The sequence below is a fragment of the Bacillus salipaludis genome, from assembly GCF_004358205.1.
Genome location: NZ_SMYO01000001.1, coordinates 539,178 through 564,697 on the forward strand (window position 1 = coordinate 539,178; position 25,520 = coordinate 564,697).

Annotated in this window: 26 protein-coding genes; 9 read left to right on the top strand and 17 right to left on the bottom strand. The window is 37.7% G+C overall.

What is annotated here, in order from left to right:
* Positions 1–24: 24 nt before the first annotated feature.
* The gene (locus E2K98_RS02575) at positions 25–2,160 is read right to left on the bottom strand and encodes a heavy metal translocating P-type ATPase (RefSeq protein WP_133332722.1); all 2,136 of its coding nucleotides are present in this window, start codon (positions 2,158–2,160) and stop codon (positions 25–27) included.
* Entirely contained in the window at positions 2,157–2,522 is a 366-nt protein-coding gene (locus tag E2K98_RS02580; RefSeq protein ID WP_133332723.1) for an ArsR/SmtB family transcription factor, read from the bottom strand. The genes E2K98_RS02575 and E2K98_RS02580 overlap by 4 nt, the downstream gene beginning before the upstream one ends.
* Before the next feature lie 186 nt (positions 2,523–2,708).
* Between E2K98_RS02580 and E2K98_RS30715 the strand changes: the two genes are divergently transcribed.
* Positions 2,709–2,879: a hypothetical protein gene (locus E2K98_RS30715; protein ID WP_165976149.1), complete on the top strand. Its 171-nt coding sequence runs from the start codon at positions 2,709–2,711 to the stop codon at positions 2,877–2,879.
* 48 nt (positions 2,880–2,927) lie between these two features.
* Complete coding sequence (locus tag E2K98_RS02585; protein WP_133332724.1) at positions 2,928–4,106, top strand: M20 family metallopeptidase; 1,179 nt, start codon at positions 2,928–2,930, stop codon at positions 4,104–4,106.
* A 21-nt stretch (positions 4,107–4,127) separates the two neighbouring features.
* On the opposite strand, the gene E2K98_RS02590 is transcribed toward E2K98_RS02585, so the two are convergent.
* From E2K98_RS02590 to E2K98_RS02600, 3 genes are all read right to left on the bottom strand, one after another.
* Positions 4,128–4,850 (bottom strand): EcsC family protein, encoded by a 723-nt coding sequence (locus tag E2K98_RS02590; protein ID WP_133332725.1) that lies wholly within the window; start codon positions 4,848–4,850, stop codon positions 4,128–4,130.
* A gap of 241 nt (positions 4,851–5,091) precedes the next feature.
* The gene (locus E2K98_RS02595; protein ID WP_133332726.1) at positions 5,092–6,303 is read right to left on the bottom strand and encodes an ABC transporter permease; all 1,212 of its coding nucleotides are present in this window, start codon (positions 6,301–6,303) and stop codon (positions 5,092–5,094) included.
* Entirely contained in the window at positions 6,296–7,036 is a 741-nt protein-coding gene (locus tag E2K98_RS02600; RefSeq protein WP_133332727.1) for an ABC transporter ATP-binding protein, read from the bottom strand. Before E2K98_RS02600 ends, E2K98_RS02595 begins: the two co-directional genes overlap by 8 nt.
* 591 nt (positions 7,037–7,627) lie before the next feature.
* Here E2K98_RS02600 and E2K98_RS02605 point away from each other — a divergent pair.
* The 3 genes from E2K98_RS02605 (at position 7,628) to E2K98_RS02615 (ending at position 9,631) form a co-directional block, all read left to right on the top strand.
* Positions 7,628–8,047 (top strand): HIT family protein, encoded by a 420-nt coding sequence (locus tag E2K98_RS02605; RefSeq protein ID WP_133332728.1) that lies wholly within the window; start codon positions 7,628–7,630, stop codon positions 8,045–8,047.
* Between the two features lie 136 nt (positions 8,048–8,183).
* A complete protein-coding gene (locus E2K98_RS02610) occupies positions 8,184–8,714 on the top strand; it encodes a tryptophan transporter (RefSeq protein ID WP_133332729.1) in 531 nt (176 codons plus the stop codon).
* 344 nt (positions 8,715–9,058) lie between these two features.
* The gene (locus tag E2K98_RS02615; protein ID WP_133332730.1) at positions 9,059–9,631 is read left to right on the top strand and encodes an HTH-type transcriptional regulator Hpr; all 573 of its coding nucleotides are present in this window, start codon (positions 9,059–9,061) and stop codon (positions 9,629–9,631) included.
* Here the strand turns inward: E2K98_RS02615 and E2K98_RS02620 are convergent.
* Positions 9,628–10,011, bottom strand: a complete 384-nt coding sequence (locus tag E2K98_RS02620; RefSeq protein WP_235824690.1) for a DUF1878 family protein — start codon at positions 10,009–10,011, stop codon at positions 9,628–9,630. The genes E2K98_RS02615 and E2K98_RS02620 overlap by 4 nt on opposite strands.
* A 181-nt stretch (positions 10,012–10,192) precedes the next feature.
* On the opposite strand from E2K98_RS02620, the gene E2K98_RS02625 reads away from it, so the two are divergent.
* Positions 10,193–10,372, top strand: coding sequence for a hypothetical protein (locus E2K98_RS02625; RefSeq protein WP_026574454.1), 180 nt, complete (start codon positions 10,193–10,195; stop codon positions 10,370–10,372).
* An 87-nt stretch (positions 10,373–10,459) separates the two neighbouring features.
* Here E2K98_RS02625 and E2K98_RS02630 read toward each other — a convergent pair whose 3' ends face one another.
* Positions 10,460–10,555: a YjcZ family sporulation protein gene (locus E2K98_RS02630; RefSeq protein WP_081810749.1), complete on the bottom strand. Its 96-nt coding sequence runs from the start codon at positions 10,553–10,555 to the stop codon at positions 10,460–10,462.
* Between the two features lie 194 nt (positions 10,556–10,749).
* Between E2K98_RS02630 and E2K98_RS02635 the strand changes: the two genes are divergently transcribed.
* Positions 10,750–11,625, top strand: coding sequence for a peptidylprolyl isomerase (locus tag E2K98_RS02635; RefSeq protein ID WP_133332731.1), 876 nt, complete (start codon positions 10,750–10,752; stop codon positions 11,623–11,625).
* 55 nt (positions 11,626–11,680) lie between these two features.
* On the opposite strand, the gene E2K98_RS02640 is transcribed toward E2K98_RS02635, so the two are convergent.
* The 6 genes from E2K98_RS02640 to E2K98_RS02665 all read right to left on the bottom strand — a co-directional run bounded on the left by E2K98_RS02640 (position 11,681) and on the right by E2K98_RS02665 (position 19,486).
* On the bottom strand, positions 11,681–11,869 hold the full coding sequence (locus E2K98_RS02640; RefSeq protein ID WP_133332732.1) for a sporulation YhaL family protein: 189 nt from the start codon (positions 11,867–11,869) through the stop codon (positions 11,681–11,683).
* A gap of 109 nt (positions 11,870–11,978) precedes the next feature.
* A complete protein-coding gene (gene yhaM / locus E2K98_RS02645; protein WP_133332733.1) occupies positions 11,979–12,923 on the bottom strand; it encodes a 3'-5' exoribonuclease YhaM in 945 nt (314 codons plus the stop codon).
* A gap of 54 nt (positions 12,924–12,977) precedes the next feature.
* Entirely contained in the window at positions 12,978–15,977 is a 3,000-nt protein-coding gene (locus E2K98_RS02650) for an ATP-binding protein (RefSeq protein ID WP_133332734.1), read from the bottom strand.
* A gap of 18 nt (positions 15,978–15,995) precedes the next feature.
* Positions 15,996–17,216 carry a metallophosphoesterase family protein gene (locus E2K98_RS02655; protein ID WP_133332735.1) on the bottom strand — a complete coding sequence of 407 codons (1,221 nt, stop codon included), beginning with the start codon at positions 17,214–17,216 and terminating at the stop codon, positions 15,996–15,998.
* 124 nt (positions 17,217–17,340) lie between these two features.
* The gene (locus tag E2K98_RS02660) at positions 17,341–18,594 is read right to left on the bottom strand and encodes an ABC transporter permease (RefSeq protein WP_133332736.1); all 1,254 of its coding nucleotides are present in this window, start codon (positions 18,592–18,594) and stop codon (positions 17,341–17,343) included.
* Positions 18,587–19,486 carry an ABC transporter ATP-binding protein gene (locus tag E2K98_RS02665; RefSeq protein WP_133332737.1) on the bottom strand — a complete coding sequence of 300 codons (900 nt, stop codon included), beginning with the start codon at positions 19,484–19,486 and terminating at the stop codon, positions 18,587–18,589. The genes E2K98_RS02660 and E2K98_RS02665 overlap by 8 nt, the downstream gene beginning before the upstream one ends.
* A gap of 124 nt (positions 19,487–19,610) precedes the next feature.
* Here E2K98_RS02665 and E2K98_RS02670 point away from each other — a divergent pair, with 124 nt between their 5' ends.
* A complete protein-coding gene (locus E2K98_RS02670) occupies positions 19,611–19,796 on the top strand; it encodes a YhzD family protein (RefSeq protein ID WP_133332738.1) in 186 nt (61 codons plus the stop codon).
* Positions 19,797–19,836: 40 nt separating this feature from the next.
* Here the strand turns inward: E2K98_RS02670 and E2K98_RS02675 are convergent, their stop codons facing one another.
* The 4 genes from E2K98_RS02675 to E2K98_RS02695 form a co-directional block, all read right to left on the bottom strand.
* On the bottom strand, positions 19,837–20,628 hold the full coding sequence (locus E2K98_RS02675; protein ID WP_133332739.1) for an enoyl-CoA hydratase: 792 nt from the start codon (positions 20,626–20,628) through the stop codon (positions 19,837–19,839).
* A gap of 118 nt (positions 20,629–20,746) precedes the next feature.
* Positions 20,747–22,258 (bottom strand): coproporphyrinogen III oxidase, encoded by a 1,512-nt coding sequence (locus E2K98_RS02680; RefSeq protein ID WP_133332740.1) that lies wholly within the window; start codon positions 22,256–22,258, stop codon positions 20,747–20,749.
* Positions 22,259–22,376: 118 nt separating this feature from the next.
* Positions 22,377–23,246, bottom strand: coding sequence for a Cof-type HAD-IIB family hydrolase (locus E2K98_RS02685; RefSeq protein WP_133332741.1), 870 nt, complete (start codon positions 23,244–23,246; stop codon positions 22,377–22,379).
* A 347-nt stretch (positions 23,247–23,593) separates the two neighbouring features.
* Positions 23,594–23,941 (bottom strand): YlbF family regulator, encoded by a 348-nt coding sequence (locus tag E2K98_RS02695; RefSeq protein WP_133332743.1) that lies wholly within the window; start codon positions 23,939–23,941, stop codon positions 23,594–23,596.
* A 204-nt stretch (positions 23,942–24,145) separates the two neighbouring features.
* On the opposite strand from E2K98_RS02695, the gene E2K98_RS02700 reads away from it, so the two are divergent.
* Positions 24,146–25,519 carry a YheC/YheD family endospore coat-associated protein gene (locus E2K98_RS02700; protein WP_133332744.1) on the top strand — a complete coding sequence of 458 codons (1,374 nt, stop codon included), beginning with the start codon at positions 24,146–24,148 and terminating at the stop codon, positions 25,517–25,519.
* Position 25,520: the final 1 nt, after the last annotated feature.

The following is a 25,520-nucleotide window of genomic DNA, read 5'->3' on the forward strand; positions in this document are numbered from 1 at the left end:
CATTTACATAATGGGAAGCCACTGCTATTTGTCTTTCACTCGGAGAAGTCTTAACCCATTTAACGTGACTATAAGCGTTGCACCCATATCGGCAAAAATCGCGATCCAAAGGGTTAACCAACCAGGAATCACTAACAATAGGGCCAAAATTTTAATCCCTAAAGAGAAAGTAATATTTTGTTTGATAATAAATAAGGCTTTCCTGCTTAGTTTTAACGTAAATGGAAGTTTACTTAAATCATCCGCCATTAAAGCAATATCAGCCGTCTCTAATGCCGTATCCGTTCCAGCTCCACCCATGGCAATACCAACAGTGGATGCAGCCAAAGCGGGTGCATCATTCACACCATCCCCAACCATTGCCACTCGGTCGTATTGATTTCGCAGTTCTTTAATATAGGTTAATTTATCTTGAGGTAACAAATCTGCCTTTATATCAGATACTCCTACTTGTTTCCCAATCGCATCTGCTGTTCCTCTGTTATCACCCGTTAACATAATGGTTTTTTGAATCTCTAATGAGTGAAGTTTCTGAATTACGGTCTTACTATTTCCTCTGACTTCATCAGCCACTGCAAAAAGTCCCAATATTTCATTTGGAGTTCCTGCCACCATGACTGTTTTTCCCTGATTTTGCATCCCAGAAATCATTTCTTTGTGGTGAGATGGAATTCCATTTGTTAAAATTTCCTCGAATAAATTCGGGCTGCCCACATAATACATTTTTTCCTTGATTCTTCCTTTGATCCCTTTGCCTGTAATGGAGGTGAATTCCTCAACAGAAGGATTCTGATAAGGGAGTTTTTCTTCTTCCGCCTTTTTCATGATGGCTGAAGCAAGCGGATGTTGCGAACCATTTTCAAGGGCTGCAATAATGGTAAGCAATTCCTTAGCATCTATATTCGGCAATGAAATGTAGTCCGTTACAACAGGAGTTCCGTATGTTAAGGTTCCAGTCTTATCAAAGGCAATGGCTTTTATTGCACCCATTTCTTCTAAATGAATTCCACCTTTAATAAGGACACCATTTCGAGCAGCATTTCCGATGGCAGTAACAATCGATACTGGAGTAGAAATAACAAGTGCACATGGACATCCAACGACTAGCACTGCCAACCCCTGATAAATCCACTTACTCCAATCTGCATCAAATAACAATGGTGGTAATACAGCAACCAACAATGAAATCAACATGATAACTGGTGTGTAATACTTGGCAAAACGATCTACAAATGCTTGAGATGGAGCCCTTTCTGCTTGTGCTTCCTCAACCAAATGTATGATCTTTGCAATGGTAGTATCGTCCACATGCTTCGTGACCTTGACTTCTAGTAGTCCATCCACATTTAACGTTCCAGCATATATTTCTCCATCGATCTTTTTAGAAACATAGGCGGATTCCCCCGTAATCGCAGCTTGATTTACAGAAGATTCCCCTTTAACTACGATTCCATCCATGGCTATTTTCTGTCCTGGCTTGACGATCATAATATCGCCAATTCGAATATCTTCCACTTCTACGGCAAACTCTTGATTACCTCTTCTGATTAAGGCTTCTTTTGGAGCAATATCCATTAACGAACGAATCGATTCTCTTGCTTTATCCATAGAGTAAGTCTCTAAAACCTCACTGATGGCAAACAAAATGACTACTGTTGCCCCCTCGCCCCATTCACCAATGATTGAAGCACCGATAACAGCGATAGTCATTAGCGTTCTCATATCAAATTCTAAACGGAATAAGTTTTTGAATCCCGTGATAAATAGACGATAACCACCCACTAAAATTGCAGCGGCATACGCTAGTATCGATGAGATGCTCTCTTCACCATTGATTTGCCCTGAAAACCATCCAATGAACAGAAAAACAAATGAAGTAATAACCATTGAATGTCTTTTCAAGAAAGGTTCTTTTTTCTCTTCAAATCTTTGTTTTTCAGGAATGACCTTTATATTCTCAAAAGCCCCTGCTTTTTCTAATTCCTCTATAGTTGTTTCACCATAAACCGTAAGTTTTGATGCTCCAAAATTAACACTCGCATTCACAACACCATCCAGGTGTTGTACGTTCTTTTCGAACTTTGTCGCACAGCCTGCTCAGGTGAATCCCTGCACTCGGTAAACAGCTTTTTCTTGTGTTTTTTCTAAAGCGTCACTCATGTGTTTTTCACCTCCTTTTGATGCTCAAAAGCGATTTGAATCAATTGTTTGACATGATCATCATCTAAGGAATAAAAAACTAATTTTCCCTCTTTACGATATTTCGCTAACCCTAAATTACGAAGCAGTCGTAAATGGTGAGATGCAGTAGCCGTCGTGCTGCCAACGATGTTGGCAACATCGCATACACATAATTCGTCTTCTACACTTAAGGCATAGGCGATTTTAATCCTGGTGTCATCGGATAATGCTTTAAATATTTGTGATACTGCCGATGTATTTTGGTTGGAAACTGATTCCTTAACTCGTTTCACCTTATCTTCATCGACACAGGTTACCTCACATATATCTTCGTGTTTCATCATTTCACCACCTATATTCAAATATCTGTTTGATTATTAGTATATGCAATTAATTCCAGTTGGTCAAACGATTATTTGAATATTATTTGAAAATATGGAAAATTTTCACACGTAGCCCGTGCTCCCTTTCCCCACCATACATTTGAAAAAATTGTAACAGGGTAGAGCCTTGAGAAAAGACATGAAATGAAAAGGATCATAGAAGGGATTAAACATGAAAAATATGATGCCATTGTCGTAATGGCAAATCACCCGTGGAAGGATGGTATCTGGAAGAAAATCGGCTACTTAAAAAGGCCGGCTGAACCGGCCTCTTTTTCAATTATTCTACATATTTATGAAAGAGTGGTAAAATAGTATAAAAATAGTTACTATTTTAAAAATTAAAAATCTTGGAGGGGTTTCATGCTTAATAAGCTTTTTGCTAAATTGGAAGGTTACTATGATGATATGGTTTCAGTTCGCCGTTATTTGCATCAGCATCCAGAATTATCTTTTAAAGAGTATCAAACAGCAAAATTCATTCAAGATTTTTATGAAAAACTGGGAATTGAGGTAAAAGGAAAGATCGGCAGCAATGGAGTGGTCGCCAAGGTTTATGGAAAAAATCCAGGAAAGACCGTTGCATTAAGGGCAGATTTTGATGCCTTGCCAATCCAGGATGAAAAGGATGTTCCATATAAATCAACCGTTCCCGGAGTTATGCATGCATGCGGACATGATGGTCATACAGCAACACTGTTATTTCTCGCAAAAGCTTTAAATGAACTTCGGGATGAATTAGCCGGTAATTATGTATTCATTCATCAGTATGCAGAAGAATACGCACCGGGCGGGGCTATTTCGATGATTGAAGATGGCTGCTTAGAGGGTGTAGATGTTATTTTTGGCACACATTTATGGGCTAGTGAGCCTACTGGTAAAATTCAATATCGAACAGGCCCAATCATGGCTGCAGCCGATCGGTTTGAAATTGATATCCAAGGTCAGGGCGGGCATGGTGCCCAGCCGCACAAAACAAAAGATGCAATTGTTACCGCATCCCAGCTCGTCATAAATCTCCAGCAAATTGTCAGCAGAAAAGTAAATCCGGTAGATTCTGCTGTTGTGACGGTAGGTTCTTTTACTGCCCAAAACGCCTTTAATGTCATAGCGGATAAAGTAAAGCTTGTCGGTACGGTGAGGACATTTAACGAAGATGTTCGATCGTTTATTGAAAAAGAAATGGATCGAATCATTCATGGAACGTGTTACCTGGCTGATAGCAGTTACGAATTCTTATACGAAAGAGGCTATCCGGCTGTTGTGAATCATGCAAAGGAAACAGATTTTCTTATTACCTGTGCTGAAGAGGTTCCGGAGGTCCAAATGATTGAGAAAACGGAACCGCAAATGGGTGGTGAAGATTTTGCCTATTATTTGGAAAGGGTACCGGGTACGTTCTTTTTCACCGGGGCAAAACCGGAAGGAGTCGAAAAACCGGCTCCGCACCATCATCCTAAATTTGATATTGATGAAAAAGCAATGCTCATTGCTGCTAAAACACTAGGTACAGCGGCTATTCGAATTCATAACCAAGAGTAATAGTTAACCCCTGAACCTTTTTTATAGTTCAGGGGCTTTTTTTAATACCCGCAACCTATAGGCATTCATTGCTGTTTCACCTAAATGCTTGAGGAGATTGTTATTGGCATAGGCACCGACAAAAGCACCGATTCCCGGTACGAGCTGCAGCATTTTGGCAAAATCGATGTAATCACGATACTCCTGCTGAAACTTGCGCCAATCCATTTCGATAAGAACCTGCTTTCGCTCCTCCCAATTTTCGATATTCTTAAGGGTTTCCCTTCGGACCTCATCACTTGAAAATGCCAGTTGAAAAACATGAAGAATAAACAGCCTTTCTTCATACTCATTTGTGTTAAAGCCATAAATTGAAGCTGCCTCAAAAAGAAATTTCATTTTGATTGTAAGCAGCAATGGAAAGTCAGCAAGTCCTAGTAGGATTCCGCCCGCACCAGTTCCCGCTCCCTCAATAAGTGCTGTTTTTTGAAAGGCTGCTGTTTTCTTGCCCATTAATTCATCCCGTTCTTTTAGGGAAAGACCGTTTGCTTGAAGTTTATTCGTAGTCATTTGTGAACCAAATAATGTGGTTTTCACCATTGCTTTGATGCTCTCAGTGACGACCTGATGAACTTTTTCAGGGATCAATCCGTTAATTTTCCCCTGCGCTTTTTTCGAAAATCTACTGACCATACCCGAGCGTTTCGTGATTTTAAATTTCCAATCCGCTACCTCATCATAAACCTTTAATTCGTAATCATTCATGAAAACACAACCTTTAATGAGCCTTTAAAGTATTTTACGAAATTCTCATTAAAAAGGTTTCATTTCTTGGGTTGACGGTAGACACGATCCTTAAATTTTCCTGTAAAGAGCAATTTCGAGTTAGTAAGGATTTTATTTGCAATTTTAATGGATTTATTTTCCATTTTTACTGAAATACTTTTCAATGAGTCTTTTTTACTTTCCACGTTGCCAGATACTTTCCACTACATCCCATCACCTATCAAGCCTTTACCCGCTTCCTACTATAAAGGTAAACAAACAAGTATGAAAACACTAGTCCTGCTGCGAGTTCAAGCATTGCGATTACAATTTCCCCTTTTAGTAAAATAAATAAAGCAAACAGGAAGGCCTGTAGCACCAGAATAACCATCAATAACGACTGAAAAGCATTTGTCTTGTCTTGCGCTGCAACCGGATAAAGATCCACCCAGAGTTTGTTTTGATGATGATTCCAAAGCGGCAGCAGCTGAAAACCGGTTAAATATAGGAATAAAACGGCCAAGCCAATTTGCCCAAAACCAAACGAAATAAAATACAAGGCGAGAGCTCCAATGACTGTTAAGCGAATAAACAGACCTAAGTAATCTGAGGAACGCAAAAACGTCCGTGAAAATAGAAATAAATAAGTATTTTTTTGAATAAAACTGATTCTCTTCAAGAAAAGATCGAGCCATCTCCTTCTTTTTACCGTATCCTTTAACTTCGGAACATCTGTGAACAGATTTGCAAGCCGGTAAAAAGCAGCCATTCTTTTCTCTTCCTGTTCAATCAGCAAGTCCCATTTCAACCCGAGCTTTCTTGTCCGAGCCCGAAACGACCAATAGTAGAATCCCATCACCAACACCATAACTAATAGGATCACGAAATTAGCTTGTTTAAATAGCAGGAAGGTAAAAACAGCATTGATAAAATAGCGCACAACCATGTCCCAACGGTAAATCGAGGGCTGAACAAAATAGTGAATTTTCCAGCTTACCACTAAGTTCCATGCTTTAATAATCAATAGCACTGCATAAAACAGTAAAAAAGAATGAAAACCATTAGTACTTACATGGGCATACATGGGCATCAGAACAGCTTGAACCATTAGGAGAATATATCCTTGGAAAACAAGGCTGACAATCCCCGACCGCAAAAAATAATCCCGAAGACGCGTTTCAAGAGGCAGCAGGAAAACCCGGTCTGCTTCCAGCAAAAAATTATAAACAGGACTATAGGTTAAAAAAAGCCCAATTATTACAGCGATAATCAGCTCGGCGGGGAAACCGGCCGACAGCTTCTCAATCCATTTCTGATAATAAAAAGCGGCCCCCCCTGTTAAAAATACCAAGACAATTACAAGATGACCATTAAAAATATAGCGCAGATAACTTCCTAAATCCTTAAGCCGGTGTCCAAAACGCTGATTCCAAAGACTTTTTTCATCAAACATATTTTTCTTCCTTTGTTAATTGAATATACAAATCATCTAAAGACGCATCCGGCATGGAAAATTCCTTACGTAAATCAGCCAAGGTCCCCTTTGCCCTGATTTTCCCCTCATGGAGGATGACAAACCGGTCGCAATATTTCTCAGCGGTGGCAAGGATATGGGTCGACATGAGAATTCCTGCCCCGTTTTCTTTCATTTTTTTCATCATATCTAGTAGTGATTGGATACCAAGCGGATCCAATCCCACAAATGGTTCATCGACAATATAAAGTGCGGGCTGAACTAAAAAGGCACACATAATCATAACCTTCTGCTTCATTCCTTTTGAAAAATGGGCTGGAAACCAATTTAGACGTTTTTCCATTCGGTATTCAGAAAGCAATGGTGCCACCCTCGACTTATACTCTTTTTCATTAAGACCATAAGCCATAGCGGTTAACCGCAAATGTTCATCCAATGTAAGTTCTTCATATAATATGGGGGTTTCCGGAACAAAGGTAAACAATTTTCGATATGCTTCTTTATTTTCCGTAAAAATTTGACCCTTAATTTTTATTTCACCGCTTCTCGGTTCCATTAATCCAATAATATGTTTAATCGTGGTACTTTTTCCGGCACCGTTTAAGCCAATAAGTCCAACGATTTCTTTTTCCTTTACTTCAAATGAAACATCTTTTAGAACGGGGTTTTTTGTATATCCCCCGACAAGGTGTTCAATCGTTAATAAAGACATGTACAACGCCCTTCCATTGAATGATATTTCCTTTCATTTTAACAAATTGACCACGATAAAAATAGAAATTCAATTTTTTTATCTTTTTTTGTATAGAAGCCATCAAACTGGTTATCATAATATTCGAAGGGGAAATAACTTACTTCGATGAAGAAATTCATCAAAACTTGAAATGAGGTGTCTGTTAAAGACAATTTCCTTTCAAACAAGTCAGCTTCTATTCGTTTCAAATAAGGGGATGGTTGTTTTGTACAATGTGCATGTAACCATTTTGAGTTCATAACACCAAGGTTTATTCACAAATAAACTAACAAATGAGGTGTTTACCGCAGATCGCTTCCTGTTTTTATAAGTTGGGAAAACATATAAAAACAACATAGGGGATGGTCAGCTTGAACAATGATGATTCTTTATAAAAACACTCTAAGGTCAAATGAGGTGTTTATCAAAGAACACTCCTAAATGAACGTTCCAATTGAAGCAATTCCCCTTCGAGAGGGCGGAATCCTATACGGATTCTGCTCTTTTCTTTTGTATTGCTCCCCCACCATGGTAAAATAAGACAAACATATTGGAAAGGTTGTGCGAAAAATGAGCGATTGTATTTTTTGCAAAATTGTTAATGGTGAAATCCCGTCCGCGAAAGTATTTGAGAACGAACATGTACTGGCTTTTTTAGATATTAGCCAAGTCACAAAGGGACATACTCTCATAATACCGAAAATACATAAAGAAAATTTATTCGAGTTAACACCTGAAATTGCACGAAACCTCTTTGAAGTTGTCCCGGAAATTGCTAGGGCCTTAAAGCAGGAATTTGAACCTGTTGGGTTAAATACGGTGAATAATAATGGCGAACAAGCAGGACAAACAGTATTCCACTATCATATGCATTTAATTCCGCGCTATGGCAAAGGTGATGGTTTTGGTGCGGTATGGAAAAATAACCAGAGTGATTACACACCTGCGATCCTGCAGGAAATGGCGTCTGGAATCAAAAATCACCTTTGATTTTTTAATTCTCTGAAAATTATTTCTTTATCATTTTAATGATAATGTGGTATAATGATTTCAAGTTTTTCGCTGCAGGCAATGAGTGCACTGCAGGAGAAACCAATAGCAGAGATTAGAAGAGGAGAGTTGAGAAATGAATACAAAGAATCTGGTTGCTTTAGCTTTACTAGTAGGGATAGGGGCTGTTTTACACGCGGTGATTCCGCCAATATTTTTAGGCATGAAGCCGGACATGATGTTATTAATGATGTTTTTAGGAATTATTCTATTTCCTGAGTTTAAGAATGTATTTCTTTTAGCCATTGTTACTGGAATTATTTCTGCATTAACGACTGGTTTCCCAGGAGGTCAAATTCCAAATATTATTGACAAACTTGTCACTGCTTCTGTGTTCTTTGGCTTATTTACAGCTTTAAAGCAATTCCGGAATTCCGTTATTAGTGCTGCTGTTTTAACAGCCCTTGGTACATTAGTATCTGGAACTGTCTTTTTATCGTCTGCTTTAGTAATTGTTGGATTGCCTGGGCCTTTTGTTGGACTTTTTGCTGCAGTTGTTTTACCTGCAACTGTTGTAAATACTGTTGCTATGGTGATTTTATTCCCAATTGCTCAATCAGTTGTAAAAAGAACAAAATTGGCATCACCGTCTGTTATTCAAAAATAATTTTTTGATTGCGATTTAGAAAAGAACCCAAAGGGTTCTTTTCTTTATATAATATTTATGGTTCTCGCTATAATCTGTCAATTGTATTGTGCTTTCTATCTACATAGTAATCAACTTACTGGAAAAACTTTTTAAGAAATAGAATATTCAAAAGGTTGGAATTAATCCACAAAACACGTAAAATAGGGATAAGAATTATTTCGTACCCTTTTTTTAAAAAAAATTATCAAAAAATTAGAAACATTGTTGTAATTTCTAAAGATTTTGTAAATTTATATCTTTATTAATTTTTATTTTATTGGCATAATGATAATAGAGAAATATAAAAGTAGGTGAAATTGGGGATGTCAGAGAAACAATATTCTATGAAAGAAGCGATGCTTTTTAGCCAGCGGATTGCTCAATTAAGTAAAGCTTTGTGGAAGTCAATTGAGAAGGATTGGCAACAGTGGATAAAACCTTTTGATTTAAATATTAATGAACATCATATTCTTTGGATTGCCTATCATCTAAACGGTGCCTCCATTTCCGATGTGGCAAAATTCGGAGTTATGCATGTCTCCACAGCGTTTAATTTTTCAAAGAAGTTAGAAGAAAGAGGATTACTCAAATTCTCGAAAAAGGAAAACGACAAACGGAATACCTATATCCAGCTAACGGTCGAAGGGGAAAAGATCTTGCTTCAATTGATGGAGACATATGAACCGAACAGCAATGCCGTATATACAGGTGCCCTACCGCTACGCGATTTGTATGGGAAATTTCCCGATATTATTGAAATGATGGCAATTGTTCGAAATATTTACGGGGATGATTTCATGGAAATTTTCGAACGTTCTTTCCATAATATTGAAAGTGAATTTACGGAGCAAGACGGCAAACTAAGAAAAGCAAAATCAGAACAAGAACTAGTCTAATCAGCGTATATGTATTTATTCAATTCCTTCATAAGCGGTAAATAAAGTCCCTGGGAAGAGCAAGCCCGAATTACATCTTTACTATCTAATTTTTCAGGTAATAAATATAAAAACTCGGTAAAAAGCGGTTGAAAATAAATAAATCCTTCCGCTTTTTGTTCTTCCATTTTTATGCTCAATTCGTCACAAATTTGCATGAATTCCCTTACTTCTTGCTCTGAAAGGCCTTTTTCAATGATCATCCTGTAAAAATCCTGTTTAGGATTGTTGATTAATGTTAGAAGAAGTCTTTGATGATATTCAAGCAACTGAATTTTATTTAGTAATTCGTGATTCTCCACTGGATTTACCTCATTCCAAATCAATACTTTTAAGTTCATTATTTACCTTTTCTACCAGAAGGTAAACAATTTTTTATTTTATGGCTTTACAGCATTTTAGCTTAATTATGTTTCAAATATCAAAGGCTTTTTTTCTTTCACTCTTTTAGACTATCTTTTTCTAACTTTTTTTGATATTGTAATAAGAGTATACTGATGAACAACAAGGAGGGAATCGTTGATGATCTCCATTTTTATTGTCTTTGCTATCTTTATCCTGTTTTATGTAAATAAAATGACTAATTCCCTTTGTATTCAAAAGGAAATTCCAGAAGATCGGCAGCATAAGGTATTCCGGACCATAAATGTCCTCATTACCATTTTACTTGTATCGTCATACGTGGAGATTTTGTATACATAGTACTCTTTTATCTCCAGCATGACGAGTAAGTAAATTCGTCATAAACAGTAAAGCGATGAGACATCTCATCGCTTTTAATTTTGGCTTTTAATAAACCCAAGCCGCTCCAATGATAATTAATAAGATGAAAAGGACAACGATTAACGCAAATCCTCCACCGTATCCACCAGCTGCACCTGTCATATGTTTCCCTCCTTCATGCCGATTACGATATCCTATTCAGGCTATGCTCATTTCGACTAGGCTCGATGAAAATTTCTGATAAAAGCCCAACTTCCATGGCTTAAATTTTTGCTGTTATTCCCTTTTATGTTATAGTATAGGTTGTGGTCAAGTTATGTGTGCCACAAGAATTTACTGTTTAGGAGAGGTTCATCGTGAAAAAATGGTTATTAGCCCTTACGTTAGCCGGCGGGGTTATTGCATTAAGTGCATGTAATCAATCGGGGTCATCTGATACCGTAGCAAAAAGCAAGGTCGGAGACGTAACAAAAGAAGAGCTTTATCAAGCCATGAAAGACAAGATTGGGAATCAAGCTCTGCAGCAGTTAGTTTATGAAAAAGTTCTTGCAAAGAAATACAACGTTACAAACAAAGAATTGGACGCCAAAGTTGCACAATTAAAAGAACAGCTTGGGTCTAATTTTGAGGCTGCACTTGCACAATATGGATATAAAAGTGAAGCTGACTTAAAGAAAACCATGAAGGTTGGCATGATGCAGGAAAAGGCGGCCATGAAAGATGTCAAAGTCACTGACAAAGAATTAAAAGATGCCTACGCTAAATATCAGCCTGAAATTAAGGCACGTCATATCCTTGTGAACGATGAAAAAACCGCAAAAGAGGTTAAGAAAAAATTAGATGCCGGCGAAAAATTCGAAGACCTGGCTAAGAAATACTCACAAGACCCAGGTTCCGCTCAAAACGGCGGCGATTTAGGCTGGTTTGGCACCGGAAAAATGGATCCTGCCTTTGAAAAAGCAGCATATGCCCTAAAGATTAATGAAATTAGTGACCCGGTTAAATCACAGTTTGGCTATCATATTATCCAAGTTACAGACAAGAAAAAGAAAAAATCATTTGATCAAATGAAGAAAGAACTTGAATATCAAGTAAAATCCTCAAAATTAACAAATGATGACATTAATAAAGCAATGCAGAATGAATTAAAAGCTGCAGATGTAACTGTTAGTGATAAAGACCTTAAAGACGCTCTTAAACCGGAAACAACAACTGCTGCACCACAGCAATAATATTAAATGATACAAAAGAAGAGTGACCACTTTTGTGAGTCACTCTTTCTTTTTCTTATACTCCTGCCGCTTTTTCTCCTTCACGCCGTTCCTTTTCTTTTTCCAGGCGCTCTAGATAGATTTCCCCTTCCTTTTCAATACTCTCCATTTCCAGCTGGTGTTCCTCCCTGCCGGTCTTAATAGCCATTAAAGCACTGATTACGATTCCTGCTACCACTGCAAATACCCAAATAGGAATAGACATATTTAATACTCCCTCCACGATTGGTTGTCCATGTTTTTAATACAATGTATTCGGATTTCCAGAATTTATTCTTATCCAAATAAAAAAGATAACCCAATTGGGCTATCTTTTATTTATGAAACACTGGCTTATAAAAAGAGCGGTTATCCAAGGCAAAAATTCGCTCTGTAAATTCCCCCGGCTTTACTCTTTCAAGCGCACGGTCAAGCATGTTCATTTTTGCGTCCAAATTATCTATATAATGAAGAATCTCTGCTTCTTTAATGAGCGGAGGTTTCGGGCTGCCCCATTCAGCTTTTCCATGATGACTAAGAACAAGATGCTGAAGGATTAATACTTCCTCCCCGGAAATTCCTAATTCTTCGGCAGCTTTGCCAATTTCATTCACCATGATGGTAATATGGCCAAGGAGATTTCCTTCAATCGTATACTTCGTTGAGATTGGTCCAGAAAGTTCTAAAACTTTCCCCATATCGTGTAAAATAACCCCTGCATAAAGAAGGTCCCGATCAAGACTAGGATACAAGGAGGATATAGCCTTGGCCAAATCGAGCATACTGACAACATGGTAGGCCAGACCGGAAACAAACTCGTGATGATTTTTTGTTGCCGCCGGATAGACTAAAAAAGCGTCTTGGTGCTTTTTAATTAAATGTCTGGTGATTCTTTGGATATTAGGATTTTTCATATCAAAAATATATTGAGTCAGTTTGCTAGACATTTCATCTTGACTTAGTGGTGCAGCCTCAAGAAAGTCATCAAGCTTAACATGATCATTTGGTCCTGATTTGCGAATTTGTCTAATTTTCAACTGACTTTTACCACGATAATTTTGAAGTTCCCCAAGTATTTTTACGATATTTTGAGGTGCATAGTTTTTCTCATCTTCTTCACCAGCATCCCAAAGTTTAGCCTCAATTTCCCCGCTTTGGTCTTGCAAAATAAGCGTCAAAAAAGGCTTGCCATTACTAGCCGTCCCTTTCGTGGCGCTTTTAATCAGTAAAAACAATTCAACCTGGTCACCGACATTATAATATAGAATTCCTTTACCCATTGTATTCCAACGCCCCTTCCTATGAAACCTAGTATAACATATTGGTCTATCACCCTATGAAGGAATTTCTACAATCCCTTTATTTAGCAAGAGAATATTTTCATGTGAGAAATTCGAAAGCAAATGGGTATGGCAGGTAAAAAATAAAATTTGATTTTGTTTTAAACTCTTTAATAGTTCGATGATTTTTTGTGTTCTTCTTGCATCAAAATTTACAAAGCTATCATCAATGATGATCGGAAAACGATATTTTTCATAAAGTGTGGTGGCCAAGGCAAGCCTTATCGAAACATAGACTTGTTCGGTAGTCGCTTGGCTAAGTTCATTTGCCTCAAAAATCGTGTAGTCCTGCCTTTCAATTAAAAAGCCAGTCCCCGACTTTTGAAGATGAATTCGATGGTATCTCCCCTCTGTTAAAAAAAACAAATACTCCTCCGCTTTAGACAGCATTCTTGGCAGGTATGTATTTTTATACTTTTCAACCGTCTTAGCCAGAATATCTTGAGCAAGGCAATAAACAGACCATTCCTTTGCCAATTCTTCCAGTTCATATTTTTTCTGTTTAAATTGATGAAGAAGCTCAGAATAAATACCACCCTCTTCGAGGACCTGAATCTCATATTTTATAGAGGCATCTTCCTCTTGCAGTGCTGTCAGTCTTTCTTTTAAACGGATGGCTTCTTTTTGCTGTTCCACTACCATTTCTTCAATATTATGAAGGTGTAAAAAGCTCTCACGCTCGGGTTCAGTAATTATTGAAAACTGAAGCTGCTTTTGAATATCCTTTAATCTTTCTTTAAACTTCGCTTGTTTTTCAGCTTTTACCCCCAGTTCGTAGTATTGCTGTTCATTGCTGGCGTCAGCTTCATCAAAAAGCTTTGTAATTTCTTCTTTTAAGTGCAACTGTTCCCGTTTCTTTTGTGTTAATTCATTCTCTAAATCCAGGAGTTTTGCTAGTCTCTCTTGACTCATTATCTTTTTCTCATTTTCAACCTTTAATTTCTCTCTGAGTGCATAGCCTTTTTTATGCAGATCCATATGAACTTCCGATAAATAACGATTTGCAAATAATTCAAGACTATTCTCTATGGATAATTGTTTTGCCTTGATTTGTGAAACACGCTCTTGCAGATGGCTCTTTTCTCTCCATAGCGTTTTATATTGTTCAATAAGCCCGAAAGCCTCGCGTAAATGCGCCATGGCGATATATTCAGGAATCTTCAGTTGGCTGGCAAGGGTAAAAAGATTTTCCTTATATTTTGCCGATTCAATTTCCCAGGCTTCAAATTTGGAGATTACCTTATCATATTGGTCATTCTGCTGCTCAAGTCGCATTTGCAACCCTTGTAACTGTTCCTTCCGCCGATTATCCAGAAGTAATTGCTCCTGAAGTTTCATAAAGTTTGCATATTCTGCTGAACCTAGCTTTTGGATTACTTGTTTCTCTTTTTCCTTCAAAGAATCTAAAGTTGGATTGGAATCTTGTCCTTTTGGTCGATTGAAGCTTTTTACCATTAAAACTCCTGTTAATAAGGCGGCAAAAATACCGAAAAATATTAATCCGGATTGCTTCGTAAAAATTCCGTAGAATACTAGTCCAAGTAAAATGAATTCAAACAGAAGAAATTGAAGCTTCTTTTGCTTCTGGAGTCTTTTCCATTCATTTTGTTCACGTTCATTGGCAAGACGATAAAATTCAATTTTGTCTTTAATTGAATTTAGTTCATTTTCTAAACTTTTTTTGTCCTCCCCATTTAGTTTTTCCTCAAGCAGGACTCTTTCTTTATGGGGAAGAACCTGGCTTTCCGCTGATTCTACCTCTATCTCAAGCTTTTCAAGAGCAGCTTTTTCTTCCTGAAACCGCTCTTCCAATTCCAGTTTCATTTCATTAAGCTTTTTGCCACGGCTCGCTACTACTTCCACTTCATTCTTTACGTAGATATTTGTATTAAAGGAAAGAATTTCCTCTCCCTTTACCGGCAAATGAAGGCGGTCAAGTGTTTCAGAAAGTCTACCTTGATAATCTTGAAGCTTTGAAAGATACTGCTGTTTCTCCAGTTCTAACTGGTCAAATAGAGGGATTTGATCCAATATTGTCATTAACGTGGATTCGTGTTCAAGGAATAAATCGTCTGGCCGAATAGCTGCCAATTCCTTTTTCAAGCCTTCAATTCTCTCAAGCAGGCTTTTGATTTGAGCATTATACGGGTAAAGCAACTGATTTAATCTCTCAAACCTCTCGATCCCTTGGGCAGGGAATTGAATTTCTCCTAGATCAGCGAGCTCATTTTTCGTCCATAATTCTTCTTTGACAAGTGAATGTATTTTCTTCCACTCATTCAATTTTTCATTGCTTTCTTGCATTTCTGACAGCTGGTGGTGAATTCCTGCCATTTCCTCTTGAATGGATTCCTGTTTTTTAATGAAAGAATCATATTCATCATTTTTAGCTAAAGCCTTTTTCAACTCTCCATTTAGTGCATGAAGCTCTTGTAATTTTTCATTTAGCAATGGCTTTTTCCCGCTTGGCTTAAAGCGTGTTTCCAGTTCTTTTTGCAGGACTGCTTCCGCTTCTGATAGGCGTTCTGTTCCTAATGTACCAGCGGAAAATAAAAACTTTCCAATCTCTTCGCCTTTCATTTGATGAATGTTCTGTAACCCATTTAGGTTAAATGAAAAAATCGCTTGAAATAAACCTTTGTCAAAATTTCCTAATAATTCCTTAAGAAGCTCTTCTTCACCTAATCTGCCGTCTTCCAATGATACCTTTACATCTCCAGTGGATTTCCCTTTGACCCGTTCAATGACAGCAAAACCAAAATCATCATGAAAGATTCTAATTTTTCCGCCATATTTGTTATTATGTTTGGGCTCATAGCGCAGTTCAGAAGATTGCTTAGTGGGAAAACCAAATAAAATTCCATGAACAAAGGCCATGATGGTGGATTTACCCGCTTCATTTTCCCCAAAGAATACTTGAAAATCAGCTAAGTCTTTGATTTGCATATTCTCCAATTGACCATACCCATATATATGAATCTCAATAATTTTCAAATCAACTCACTCCTTTCTCTATGCTTGATAAAGTAAGCTAATTAAAAGCTTTTCTGCTTGTTCAACTATTTCTTTCTGGTTGAGATTCGTCAAATTCTCGAGATATTTTCTCCCTAAACGATGGTCATACAAGGGTGCTAATGTTTCCTCAATGTCTGTATGGTCATCTAAGGTTTTAAACATTTCCTCATAAAAATTCGCTTCGGCCATTAAATGCTCCCGGTCCACTTGAACATTTTCAGCAATGCCCAGTTCTACGATCCATACAAACTCCTTCTCCTCTCTTTCGTCCTCAAGAAGGAGTTCTAGAAGTTCGTTGTTTACACTCTTTTTTTCCTTTGCATTTTCTAAATGGACATTTTCTAAATATAACGTTAAAAGAGTTCCTATTTTTTCTTTTCTTAGACTATTTATAGTCATTTGGCATAAGTGTAAAATTTGATGAAAGTTCTCTGCTGAAGAAGCATCGACGGTTGCTTCCTGCCAAACAATATCGGATGTCTCTACGAATTCAAGATTAGCATCTGTATCCTTTAAGGTTACATGGTAAAAGCCTTTGGGCCCCTTTTCTTTTTTATTTCGCCCCTGCAGATTCCCGGGATAAATAATTGGCGGATTTTCAGATAAGACCGCCCGTTTATGGATATGCCCCAACGCCCAGTAATCAAAGTTTTTCTCAAATAGATCCTTAATGAAAAAGGGTGCATAGTTACCATGCTCCTCACGGCCGCTTTCATTTCCATGAAGAATACCGATATGAAAATCAGCCCCGTCAATTTTTTGATAATCATCAATTTTCTTTTCAAATACATGGCGTTCGGGGTAACTAAAGCCGTAAAGATGACTCCGGGTTCCGCTCTTGGTTTCGAGCGGCTTCATTTCAACCTCATGGCTAAATATATGTACATTTTCAGGCATGTCTAGATGTACCCAAGTTCCGTTTAAATGATCGTGATTGCCGTGGACTACAAAAACAGGAATATCATGTTCAGCAAGCTTTAGCATTTCTGTTCGAAAACGGGATTGCGCTCGCAGGCTGCGGTCTTCTCCATCAAATAAATCTCCGGCAAAAATGACAAAATCGACTTTACGAAGAATTGCTTCGGCAGTTAGTCTTTTTAGAGCTGTGAACGTACTTTCCTTAACTCTAGTTAAAATGTCAGCGGGCAAATATTTCAAGCCGACCATCGGACTATCTAAGTGAAGATCAGCAGCATGAATAAAGGATAGTTGTTTCATAAAATTTTCCTTTCACGGTCTTTTCTTTATTTTAACATCTCCAAAAACCGAATGCACGTTCTGTGTTAAATTTTTTAAAAAAGAGTACCCTCCAATAATAAATGGCTGATACTCTTTTTTGGGATTATTTATTTTTTGTTAATTGCAGTGCTTTTTTAATATCTTTATAGGAATTGGATTTCCCATACATTAAAACGCCGCCTTTATAAACACGTGCACCGAAGATTGCTAATATAATGATGGTTGCAATAAGGAGGCCGATTCCAATCAACGACTCCCATGCCGGAATATTTAGCATCCCAACCCGTAAAAACATGATCATTGGGGTGAAGAACGGAATATAAGAAGTAGCCGTAATAAAGGTTGAATCCGGCTTCCCGAGCCCAAACATGGAAATCATAAAACCTCCAACCACCAATAGGGTCATCGGCGTAATCATCTGCTGCACATCCTCAATCCGGCTGACCAGTGACCCTAAAAAAGCCGCAAGTGTAGCATAAAGAAAATAGCCAAGAATGAAGAAAATAACCGCATAGGTAATCGTTCCAACCGGGATGTCTCCAAAACCATAAACACCGAAAAATCCTTCCTTCAAGGATTCCATATTTTGTTTTAATGAGACATAACCGACAGATAGAAAAATAGCGAGCTGAGTTAAGCTTAAAAGACCAATCCCGATAATTTTTGCAAACATCTGCTTGATTGGCGAAACACTTGAGATTAAAATTTCCATTACCCTTGAAGATTTTTCGATGGCCACTTCCATGGCAATCATATTCGCATACATAATGACCGAGAAATAAATAATGAAAAGCAAAACATATACTAGTCCTCTTGCCTGATTTAGTTCCTCTTCTGTTTTCGCATTTTTCTCCAACGCCACCTTATTAAACGATACAGGTTCATACAGCTTTTGCAGCTGAGCAGGTGTTAACTGAATCTTCGCAGCCGCGAGCATGGTTTTAACCTGCTGAAGGCTTGTTTGCAGATCGGTAAAAAGGGCGGAGTCCGCAATACTCATTGCCTTAAAGGAGGCTTCCGGCAATTTTTCATCATTATAACGCAGCTGAATAATTGCGCTGTAATCGCCTTTTTCAACCTTTTTTTCTGCTTTTTCTAAACTGCCTTTATAAAGGGTAAGTGTAATGTCTTTATTAATTGTGCTGAGTTGCTTCTTTAAAGGATTATAAAGCTGACCAGTTTCATCTAATACAGCAACCTTTTCTTTTCCATCATTTTTATCAAATGTATGAATGATATTTTGAATGTTTGTTAAGGCGAGAACTATTACTACCGTTAACAATGTGGTGAAAAAAAAGGATTTTGTTTTTAATTTATTTACATAGGTATGGAATAAAATAATCCAAAAACTATTCATAGGAATCCCCTACCTTCTCTATAAAAATATCATTTAAGGAAGGCTCCTCAAGTTCAAATTTACGAATGAATCCTTTTCCGACAATTTCCTTCAAAATCTGTTCCGCTATCATTTCACCTTCAATCTGCAGATGAATTCCTTGGGCAGTCGCTTTTGCCTTTAACACCCCGAAATGATTTTTTAAAAAATCTAGTGAAAAATCGGCATGAATGACCAGATTCTTTTTGCCAAAAGTGCGTTTAATCTCCTTCAATTCTCCATGAACAACCGGACTTCCCTTGTGCAAAATACATAAATGTTCACACATTTCCTCAACGTGCTCCATCCGATGACTGGAAAACACAATGGTTGCACCGTTTTCCTTTAAGGAGACAACCGCCTCCTTTAAAAGTTCTACATTTACAGGATCAAGACCGCTAAAGGGCTCATCGAGAATTAATAGCTTTGGTTTATGTATAACAGCAGCGATAAATTGAATTTTTTGCTGATTACCTTTTGAAAGCTCCTCAATTTTTTTATTTTCATATTCCGGTATTTTAAAACGTTCTAGCCAAGCATGTAATGCCTTTACGGCTTCTGCCTTTTGCATTCCTCTAAGACGTGCTAAATAAACAATTTGCTCCCGAACCTTTAGTTTTGGGTATAAGCCTCTTTCTTCTGGAAGATAGCCGACTAAGTGGCTTGTTGAATAATCAATCAGTTTACCATCCCAGGTTATTTTCCCGCCAGTTGGCTCAAGCAATCCTAATATCATTCGGAAAGTGGTTGTTTTGCCGGCACCATTGGCCCCTAAAAAGCCAAACATCTCTTTTTCGGGTATCAATAGCGACAGTTCATTTACAGCAGTAAATTGCCCAAACCGCTTTGACACATTCTCAAGTTGAAGTACCAATTTTCCATCACTCCTTTATTATTATTACGAGAAAACGGTTGAAAAGTTTCCTTTTTTATTTTGCTAAATTTCAAGAATTATGCAAAAATAATAGTAGCAATCTATTAAATAGGGGGATTTCAGGATGAAAACGTATAAACTAACTGCATTTGAACCAAATGGAGAAAAGATTTTAGATGAAGCCTTCCAGGCTGACCATGATGATGCAGCAAAAGAATTAGGTACGAAACTATTATCAGAAAAAAACTTACTGGAAAAAACCCATCGTGTCATTTCTCCAAGTGGTAAACTCTTACTATTTCATTCTTAAATCATATCAAAAAAAGAAGCTCAAGGGCTTCTTTTTTACATTATTTTCCGATAAAGTTTGGTTGTCTTTTTTCGATAAATGCTTGAATACCTTCTTGGTGGTCGTGTGTTTGCCGCATTTTTATTTGCCCGTATTTTTCCAATTCTAAAATTTTAAGCAACTGCGGGCGGTTTTTTTCTGCTAAAATCTTTTTCGTTTTAATCATCGCCTGTACAGGGCGGCTTAACCAATCCGAAATTCTCGCTTCCAATGCATTGTCGATATTACCTTCTGCCACCTCTTGAATTAAACCGAGTGCTAAGGCCTCGTCTGGTTTCATAATTTTACCATCCCAAATAATCTGCTTAGCCTTTACTTCTCCTACTCTTTTCTCTAAAAAGAAGTGAGCTCCACCATCAGGGATTAAGCCAATTCCGATGAAATTCATCGCTAATTTGCTAGACTGATCAGCAATAATATAGTCTGTGGCTAATGCCAAACTAAATCCTAAGCCTGCTGCTGCTCCGGAGACAGCACTAATGGTTAGTTTTGGCATACTGTACAAGGTTACAATCAGTTCGCTAATTGAATCCATGAAAGAGAAAAATTCATTCTCATAGATATTCGACTGCATCATTTTAATATCTCCGCCTGCCGAGAAAGCTCTACCTTTCCCAGTTAACACGACAATATCGATGTCATCAGAATCACTGATTTCTTTTAATTTAAAGACTAATCCCTTAATTAAATCGATATCCATTGCATTTAATGTTTCCGGTCGATTTAACTCGACAGTTGCTACACGGCCATTGACAATTACATTTACCTTTTCAGTTAAAAATTGATTCGACAACCTAAAAGCGCCCCCCCATTAATTTTCTCCTTCTATTATAAATGGAAATGGTAGGAATAAAAATAAATTTTCGCAATATAAGCAATTTTTCCGGAGATAGAAAAATCCCCCTACTTGCTTAAGCAGGGGAACCTTTCTCAGAGAATAGCTCATTTAAGATTTTAATCTTATCTTCTGTATAGGCTTCAAAACTGTCATTATAGGTCTTCGGATCTTTTGGATTAGCAAAGTGAGTGATTTTCCCTGTAACAGGATCCACAAATTTACTAGCAGCACCGCAGCCAAGCCCGATAATCGTCTGCTGCTCCTCCATGATCATAATGTTGTAGATGCTTTCCTGATTAGGGAATGAATATCCTACGTTTTCGAGATTGCCGAGAATATTCTTCTGACGGTATAAATAATACGGGACATAGCCATGATCCTCTGTCCAAACTTGCGCAAGCTCCATCATTTTCTCGACTTCAGCACGTTCGGCAACCTTGTATTTTTCCCGATTCTGAGTCATTTCAGAAGCACGTTTAAAAGACAGAGTATGAACCGTTAAAGATTCCGGCATCAATTTTTCTGTTTCAGCGAGTGAATGGGTAAATTCCGGCAGACCCTCCCCAGGTAGGCCGATAATCAAATCCATGTTAATATTATTCATTCCCATTTCACGCGCTAAATGAAATTTATCGATTGTTTCTGTGACAGTGTGGTGCCGGCCAATTGCTTTTAAGGTTTCCTGAGTGTATGACTGAGGATTAATGCTAATTCTGTCAATCTTCCACTTTTTCAATACCTCTAACTTCTCCGACGTTATCGTATCAGGGCGTCCCGCTTCGACCGTGATCTCACGAATTTTTTCAACATCAGGGAATGAATCATACATTTCTTCATAAAGCATGTCCATTTCTTCTGCTGTTATACTCGTCGGCGTCCCTCCACCATAATATACGGTCGTAATTCGAATTCCTTTATCCTTTAGCCATTGGCCGATTTTTTTCATTTCATAATGAAGCCCACCCAGGAAGGAATCTACTGACCCCTGGCGGCCATTGATGGCATAGGCCGGGAAGGTACAGTAAGCACATTTTGTCGGACAAAACGGTATCCCAATATAAATACTGACTTCCTTTTGCAGAGTATATAAATCTGGTACGACTGACAGCTGCCTATCAACAATCTGTTGCATTAAGTTTATCTTTTCATCGGTAATCAGATAATCATCCTTTAACTGCTGATGGGCAAGCTCCTTTGGAATCCCCTCTTGAACTTTACGATGGAGCAGCTTTGTTGGCCTGACACCGGTCAAAATTCCCCATTTTTGAATCATTCCGGTAAAATCCTGCAGCACTGTTAAATATACATGGGCAACAGCATTCTTTATTTGTTTAAAGGTTTCTTTATCTGAAACACCCAGTAGCAGTTCTTTTTCGTATTCTGCCGTCACCTTTTTTCCGGAAAGGCTGATTAATTCAGCCGAGACTGTCACAAATTCGTTTATTTGCATCGAAAACTTTATGCTTATATCTGCTTTTTCATCATATTGTTTTAGAATCAATGATTCTTCAAAAAACAAATTGGCAATCAACTGGAGCGGCCGATCAAATCTTGTATCCTCTAACCCAATAATAGATATTTTCAAAAACAATCACCTCAAATTAAACTTCCTTAAGTGTACAAAATCACTAATTCAAGGTCAATATAATGGAAATCATTGCAAACAGAAGATACCAAAGTTATAACCTTGGTACCTTCAAAAATTATTTTTTGATAATATTCATTTTCCTTAAAAATTCAATTGGCTGCTGCTTTCTGAAATGCTCTTTGACCATGTAGGCTACCCCATTCTCATTTTGAGAACGTGTTACCCAGTCCGCAGCTCTTTTCACTTCGTATCTTGCATTCCACATTGCTACTCCGAGACCCACTTCTTCAATGAGTGGAATATCATCCATTCCTTCGCCGATCACAACCATTTCCTTTTTACTAATCCCTAGTTGTTGACCAAGATAAGTCAATCCACTTAATTTCGAAACTCCTGCAGGAACGATATCTAAACGAAGGGAATCCAGTTCAATCATATCAATTTCTGTGTACATTTTCTCCAGTGCTATTTTTGCATCCTTCAAGTCACTTTCGGTTTCAAAATAAACTTCAATTTTTGGCGGTGTTACTGGTTGATCATGCAAATATTCGCTTAATGACGGCACAAATTGCTGAGAATAGAAAACAGGATCACCAGAAGTAAAAACAGTTTTTGCTAATAAATTATTGTGCAGCTTTAATTTATTGGCTAATGAAAATTGTTCATGGACAAGCCGAATCTGACATGGGACCGTTTCTAGCAAACGTACAGTGTCATAGGTAATTTCTTCGGTGATTCTTTTCACGTAAATAGGCTTTTCTAGTACACTAGATATATAGGCACCTTGATGGGTAATTAATGGTGTTTTTATTTTTAAAGCCCTGGCAACTTTACGTGCCGAGGGAAAGCTTCTTGAGGTCACAAGTGTTACATAGATCCCTTTTTGCCCGACATATTCAATGGCTTCCTTTGTTGATTTTTGAATCTTCCCATTTGATTGAAGAAGTGTGCCATCAATATTTAACGCAAGCAAGCGATAAATCATTATGTTGCCCCCTGTTCTTTGGTGAAATTACCCTTATATCACATTTATGTTTTTTTACCAATTTATAGAACAAGGGGGGAAGTGAACATTTGTTTTTTTCAATAAAGCTCTGCTCGTTAAACTTTGTTGTTGATTTCCGCTCCAGGATGCTCGCTTTCCGCGGGGCGGGCGGTGAGCCTCCTCGGCGCTTAAGCGCCTGTGGGGTCTCACCTGTCCCGCTGCTCCCGCAGGAGTCTCGCACCTTCCGCTCCAATCAACGTTTTTCAAAATCAATATTGTCCATTAACACAGCCTTTTTAATAAAAAAAGCGTTCAGTTTTAATCACTGAATGCTTTTTTTAAACATTTTACATTTTGCCGTAGAGTTCTTCTAACGGTTTCATAATTAATTGGTTTAATTCCCCGATAATCATACTCATTCTTTGTTCAGCCTGCATGAGACGGGCGATTTTTTCATTTTGTTGTACATGAGCGACGGTTGCTTGGGCCTGTTGTACCTCAGCTTCAGAAATATTTTGTCCCATCATTTGCTTTTGCTGAAGATTCATTTGAATCTCCCGAAATTGATTAAACATTTGTTTCGCTGCCGGGTCAGCATTTACTTCATTATACATTTGTTTTAATTGTACAAATTCATCACTTTGACGAATGGATGTTTCTAATGCATAAGCTGCATCATATAAATTAACTGCCACTTCTTTCCACTCCTTTACCATTCAACAATTACATTCAACTATACCAAATTATGACGGGTAAAGCGAGAATGTCACTAACTCCCATGTCCTTTCTTAGTAAAATCACAATTTGGATTGTATTTACATAGGATACTATGTCAGCTAATGCCTATTTACCTCGTGAAGTTTTACTTTAACCGATTCTTCAGTAAATGAGGAGTGATCATGTCCCTAATCCTAACCAAAATCACCATTACCCCCAGGAAACCCGCCTGCGAGGACGACAATCATATCTATTTGTCGAATCAATTATTTAAAAAATTACATTTACAAAGAGAGCGGGAATTAATTTTATCATTAGGGAAACAAACCATTAAGACAAAAATTCAAATGACCGAAATGGCGGCAAATGAAATCTCTCTTTCGGAAGTTTTCATACAAGATTTTTGCCTACCTGTAAAACATTATAACTTCCAAGCAAAATTTGATGTAGAGACTCACACTTTGTTCCTTGGACCAATTATTGGGCTTTTAACCGATTTTAATTTTATAAACCAGGAAGAACCTAATTTTCGTTCAATCCATACATTTTGTGAGGAGCTTCATCATGGTATTTCTGAAGCGGGCGGATTTTTTTATGTTTTTTCCGATGAGGAATTCTCGAATAAAGGATATTACCTAGAAGAAGGAAAATGGGTTCCAACCAAGCTTCCCTTACCGGATGTGGTCTACAATCGAATTCACTCACGCAAGCGAGAAAAATCAAGCCAATTTGGACGTTTTCGTGAAAAAATTGACCAATTAAAGATCCCCATCTTTAACGACCGATTTCTTTCCAAATGGGATGTACATGAGCAATTAATCCAGGAAAATTCCCTACACTCCTATATACCGGAGACAAAAATCTTCACGAAGGAAAATCTTGAAGAATTCACACAAAAATATGATATGGTCTTTATCAAGCCCATCCATGGGAGTCAAGGAAAAAATATTTTCAGATTAACACACGGTGAAAACGGATATAGTTTGAAAACTTCTATAAAGGCAGTGTCAAATAAAATTTTAGCCAATGACTCCATCGAAAATATTTATAAACAAATAAAAATGATTCAAGGTAATAGAATTTATATTATCCAGCAAGGAATTCATCTTATGATGAGAGAATCCTGTCCCATGGACTTTAGAGCCTTATGCCATAAAAATATTGAGAATAATTGGTCTGTTACGTCCCTTGTAGCACGAATTTCTCATGAAGAAGAGTTCGTATCCAATATTGCCAAAGGCGGAAGAATTATGAAGCCACTTCAGGCCTTAAGTACCGGAAGTGAAAAGGAAAAGGCCGCTAAGATTATTTTGCAAATGAAAAAACTTTCGATTGATACAGCCACAACCATCTGCCAGTATTCCCCTGGAATTACAGGTGAACTAGGAATCGATATAGGAGTGGACAATGACGGGAAGCTTTGGCTTATTGAAGTGAATTCCAAGCCGTCGAAAAACTTTGAGGATGGGAACAGGAAAATTCGCCCGTCTGCAAAAGCAATTATCCGTTTTTGCACTAAACTTACCTTTGAGCCCCCGCTTAAAAAGGAGGAATAAT

Bases quoted from the DNA above. Each gene is read 5' to 3' on its own strand.
- E2K98_RS02655 (WP_133332735.1), bottom strand. From the start codon at position 17,216: ATGAAACAACTATCCTTTATTCATGCTGCTGATCTTCACTTAGATAGT.
- E2K98_RS02595 (WP_133332726.1), bottom strand. From the start codon at position 6,303: ATGTTTGATGAAAAAAGTCTTTGGAATCAGCGTTTTGGACACCGGCTT.
- E2K98_RS02660 (WP_133332736.1), bottom strand. From the start codon at position 18,594: ATGAATAGTTTTTGGATTATTTTATTCCATACCTATGTAAATAAATTA.
- E2K98_RS02670 (WP_133332738.1), top strand. From the start codon at position 19,611: ATGAAAACGTATAAACTAACTGCATTTGAACCAAATGGAGAAAAGATT.
- E2K98_RS30715 (WP_165976149.1), top strand. From the start codon at position 2,709: ATGAAAAGGATCATAGAAGGGATTAAACATGAAAAATATGATGCCATT.
- E2K98_RS02580 (WP_133332723.1), bottom strand. From the start codon at position 2,522: ATGAAACACGAAGATATATGTGAGGTAACCTGTGTCGATGAAGATAAG.
- E2K98_RS02610 (WP_133332729.1), top strand. From the start codon at position 8,184: ATGAATACAAAGAATCTGGTTGCTTTAGCTTTACTAGTAGGGATAGGG.
- E2K98_RS02630 (WP_081810749.1), bottom strand. From the start codon at position 10,555: ATGACAGGTGCAGCTGGTGGATACGGTGGAGGATTTGCGTTAATCGTT.
- E2K98_RS02600 (WP_133332727.1), bottom strand. From the start codon at position 7,036: ATGTCTTTATTAACGATTGAACACCTTGTCGGGGGATATACAAAAAAC.
- E2K98_RS02640 (WP_133332732.1), bottom strand. From the start codon at position 11,869: ATGTCTATTCCTATTTGGGTATTTGCAGTGGTAGCAGGAATCGTAATC.
- E2K98_RS02685 (WP_133332741.1), bottom strand. From the start codon at position 23,246: ATGATTTATCGCTTGCTTGCGTTAAATATTGATGGCACACTTCTTCAA.
- E2K98_RS02605 (WP_133332728.1), top strand. From the start codon at position 7,628: ATGAGCGATTGTATTTTTTGCAAAATTGTTAATGGTGAAATCCCGTCC.
- E2K98_RS02620 (WP_235824690.1), bottom strand. From the start codon at position 10,011: ATGAACTTAAAAGTATTGATTTGGAATGAGGTAAATCCAGTGGAGAAT.
- E2K98_RS02615 (WP_133332730.1), top strand. From the start codon at position 9,059: ATGTCAGAGAAACAATATTCTATGAAAGAAGCGATGCTTTTTAGCCAG.
- E2K98_RS02700 (WP_133332744.1), top strand. From the start codon at position 24,146: ATGTCCCTAATCCTAACCAAAATCACCATTACCCCCAGGAAACCCGCC.
- E2K98_RS02590 (WP_133332725.1), bottom strand. From the start codon at position 4,850: ATGAATGATTACGAATTAAAGGTTTATGATGAGGTAGCGGATTGGAAA.
- yhaM (WP_133332733.1), bottom strand. From the start codon at position 12,923: ATGGGTAAAGGAATTCTATATTATAATGTCGGTGACCAGGTTGAATTG.
- E2K98_RS02625 (WP_026574454.1), top strand. From the start codon at position 10,193: ATGATCTCCATTTTTATTGTCTTTGCTATCTTTATCCTGTTTTATGTA.
- E2K98_RS02585 (WP_133332724.1), top strand. From the start codon at position 2,928: ATGCTTAATAAGCTTTTTGCTAAATTGGAAGGTTACTATGATGATATG.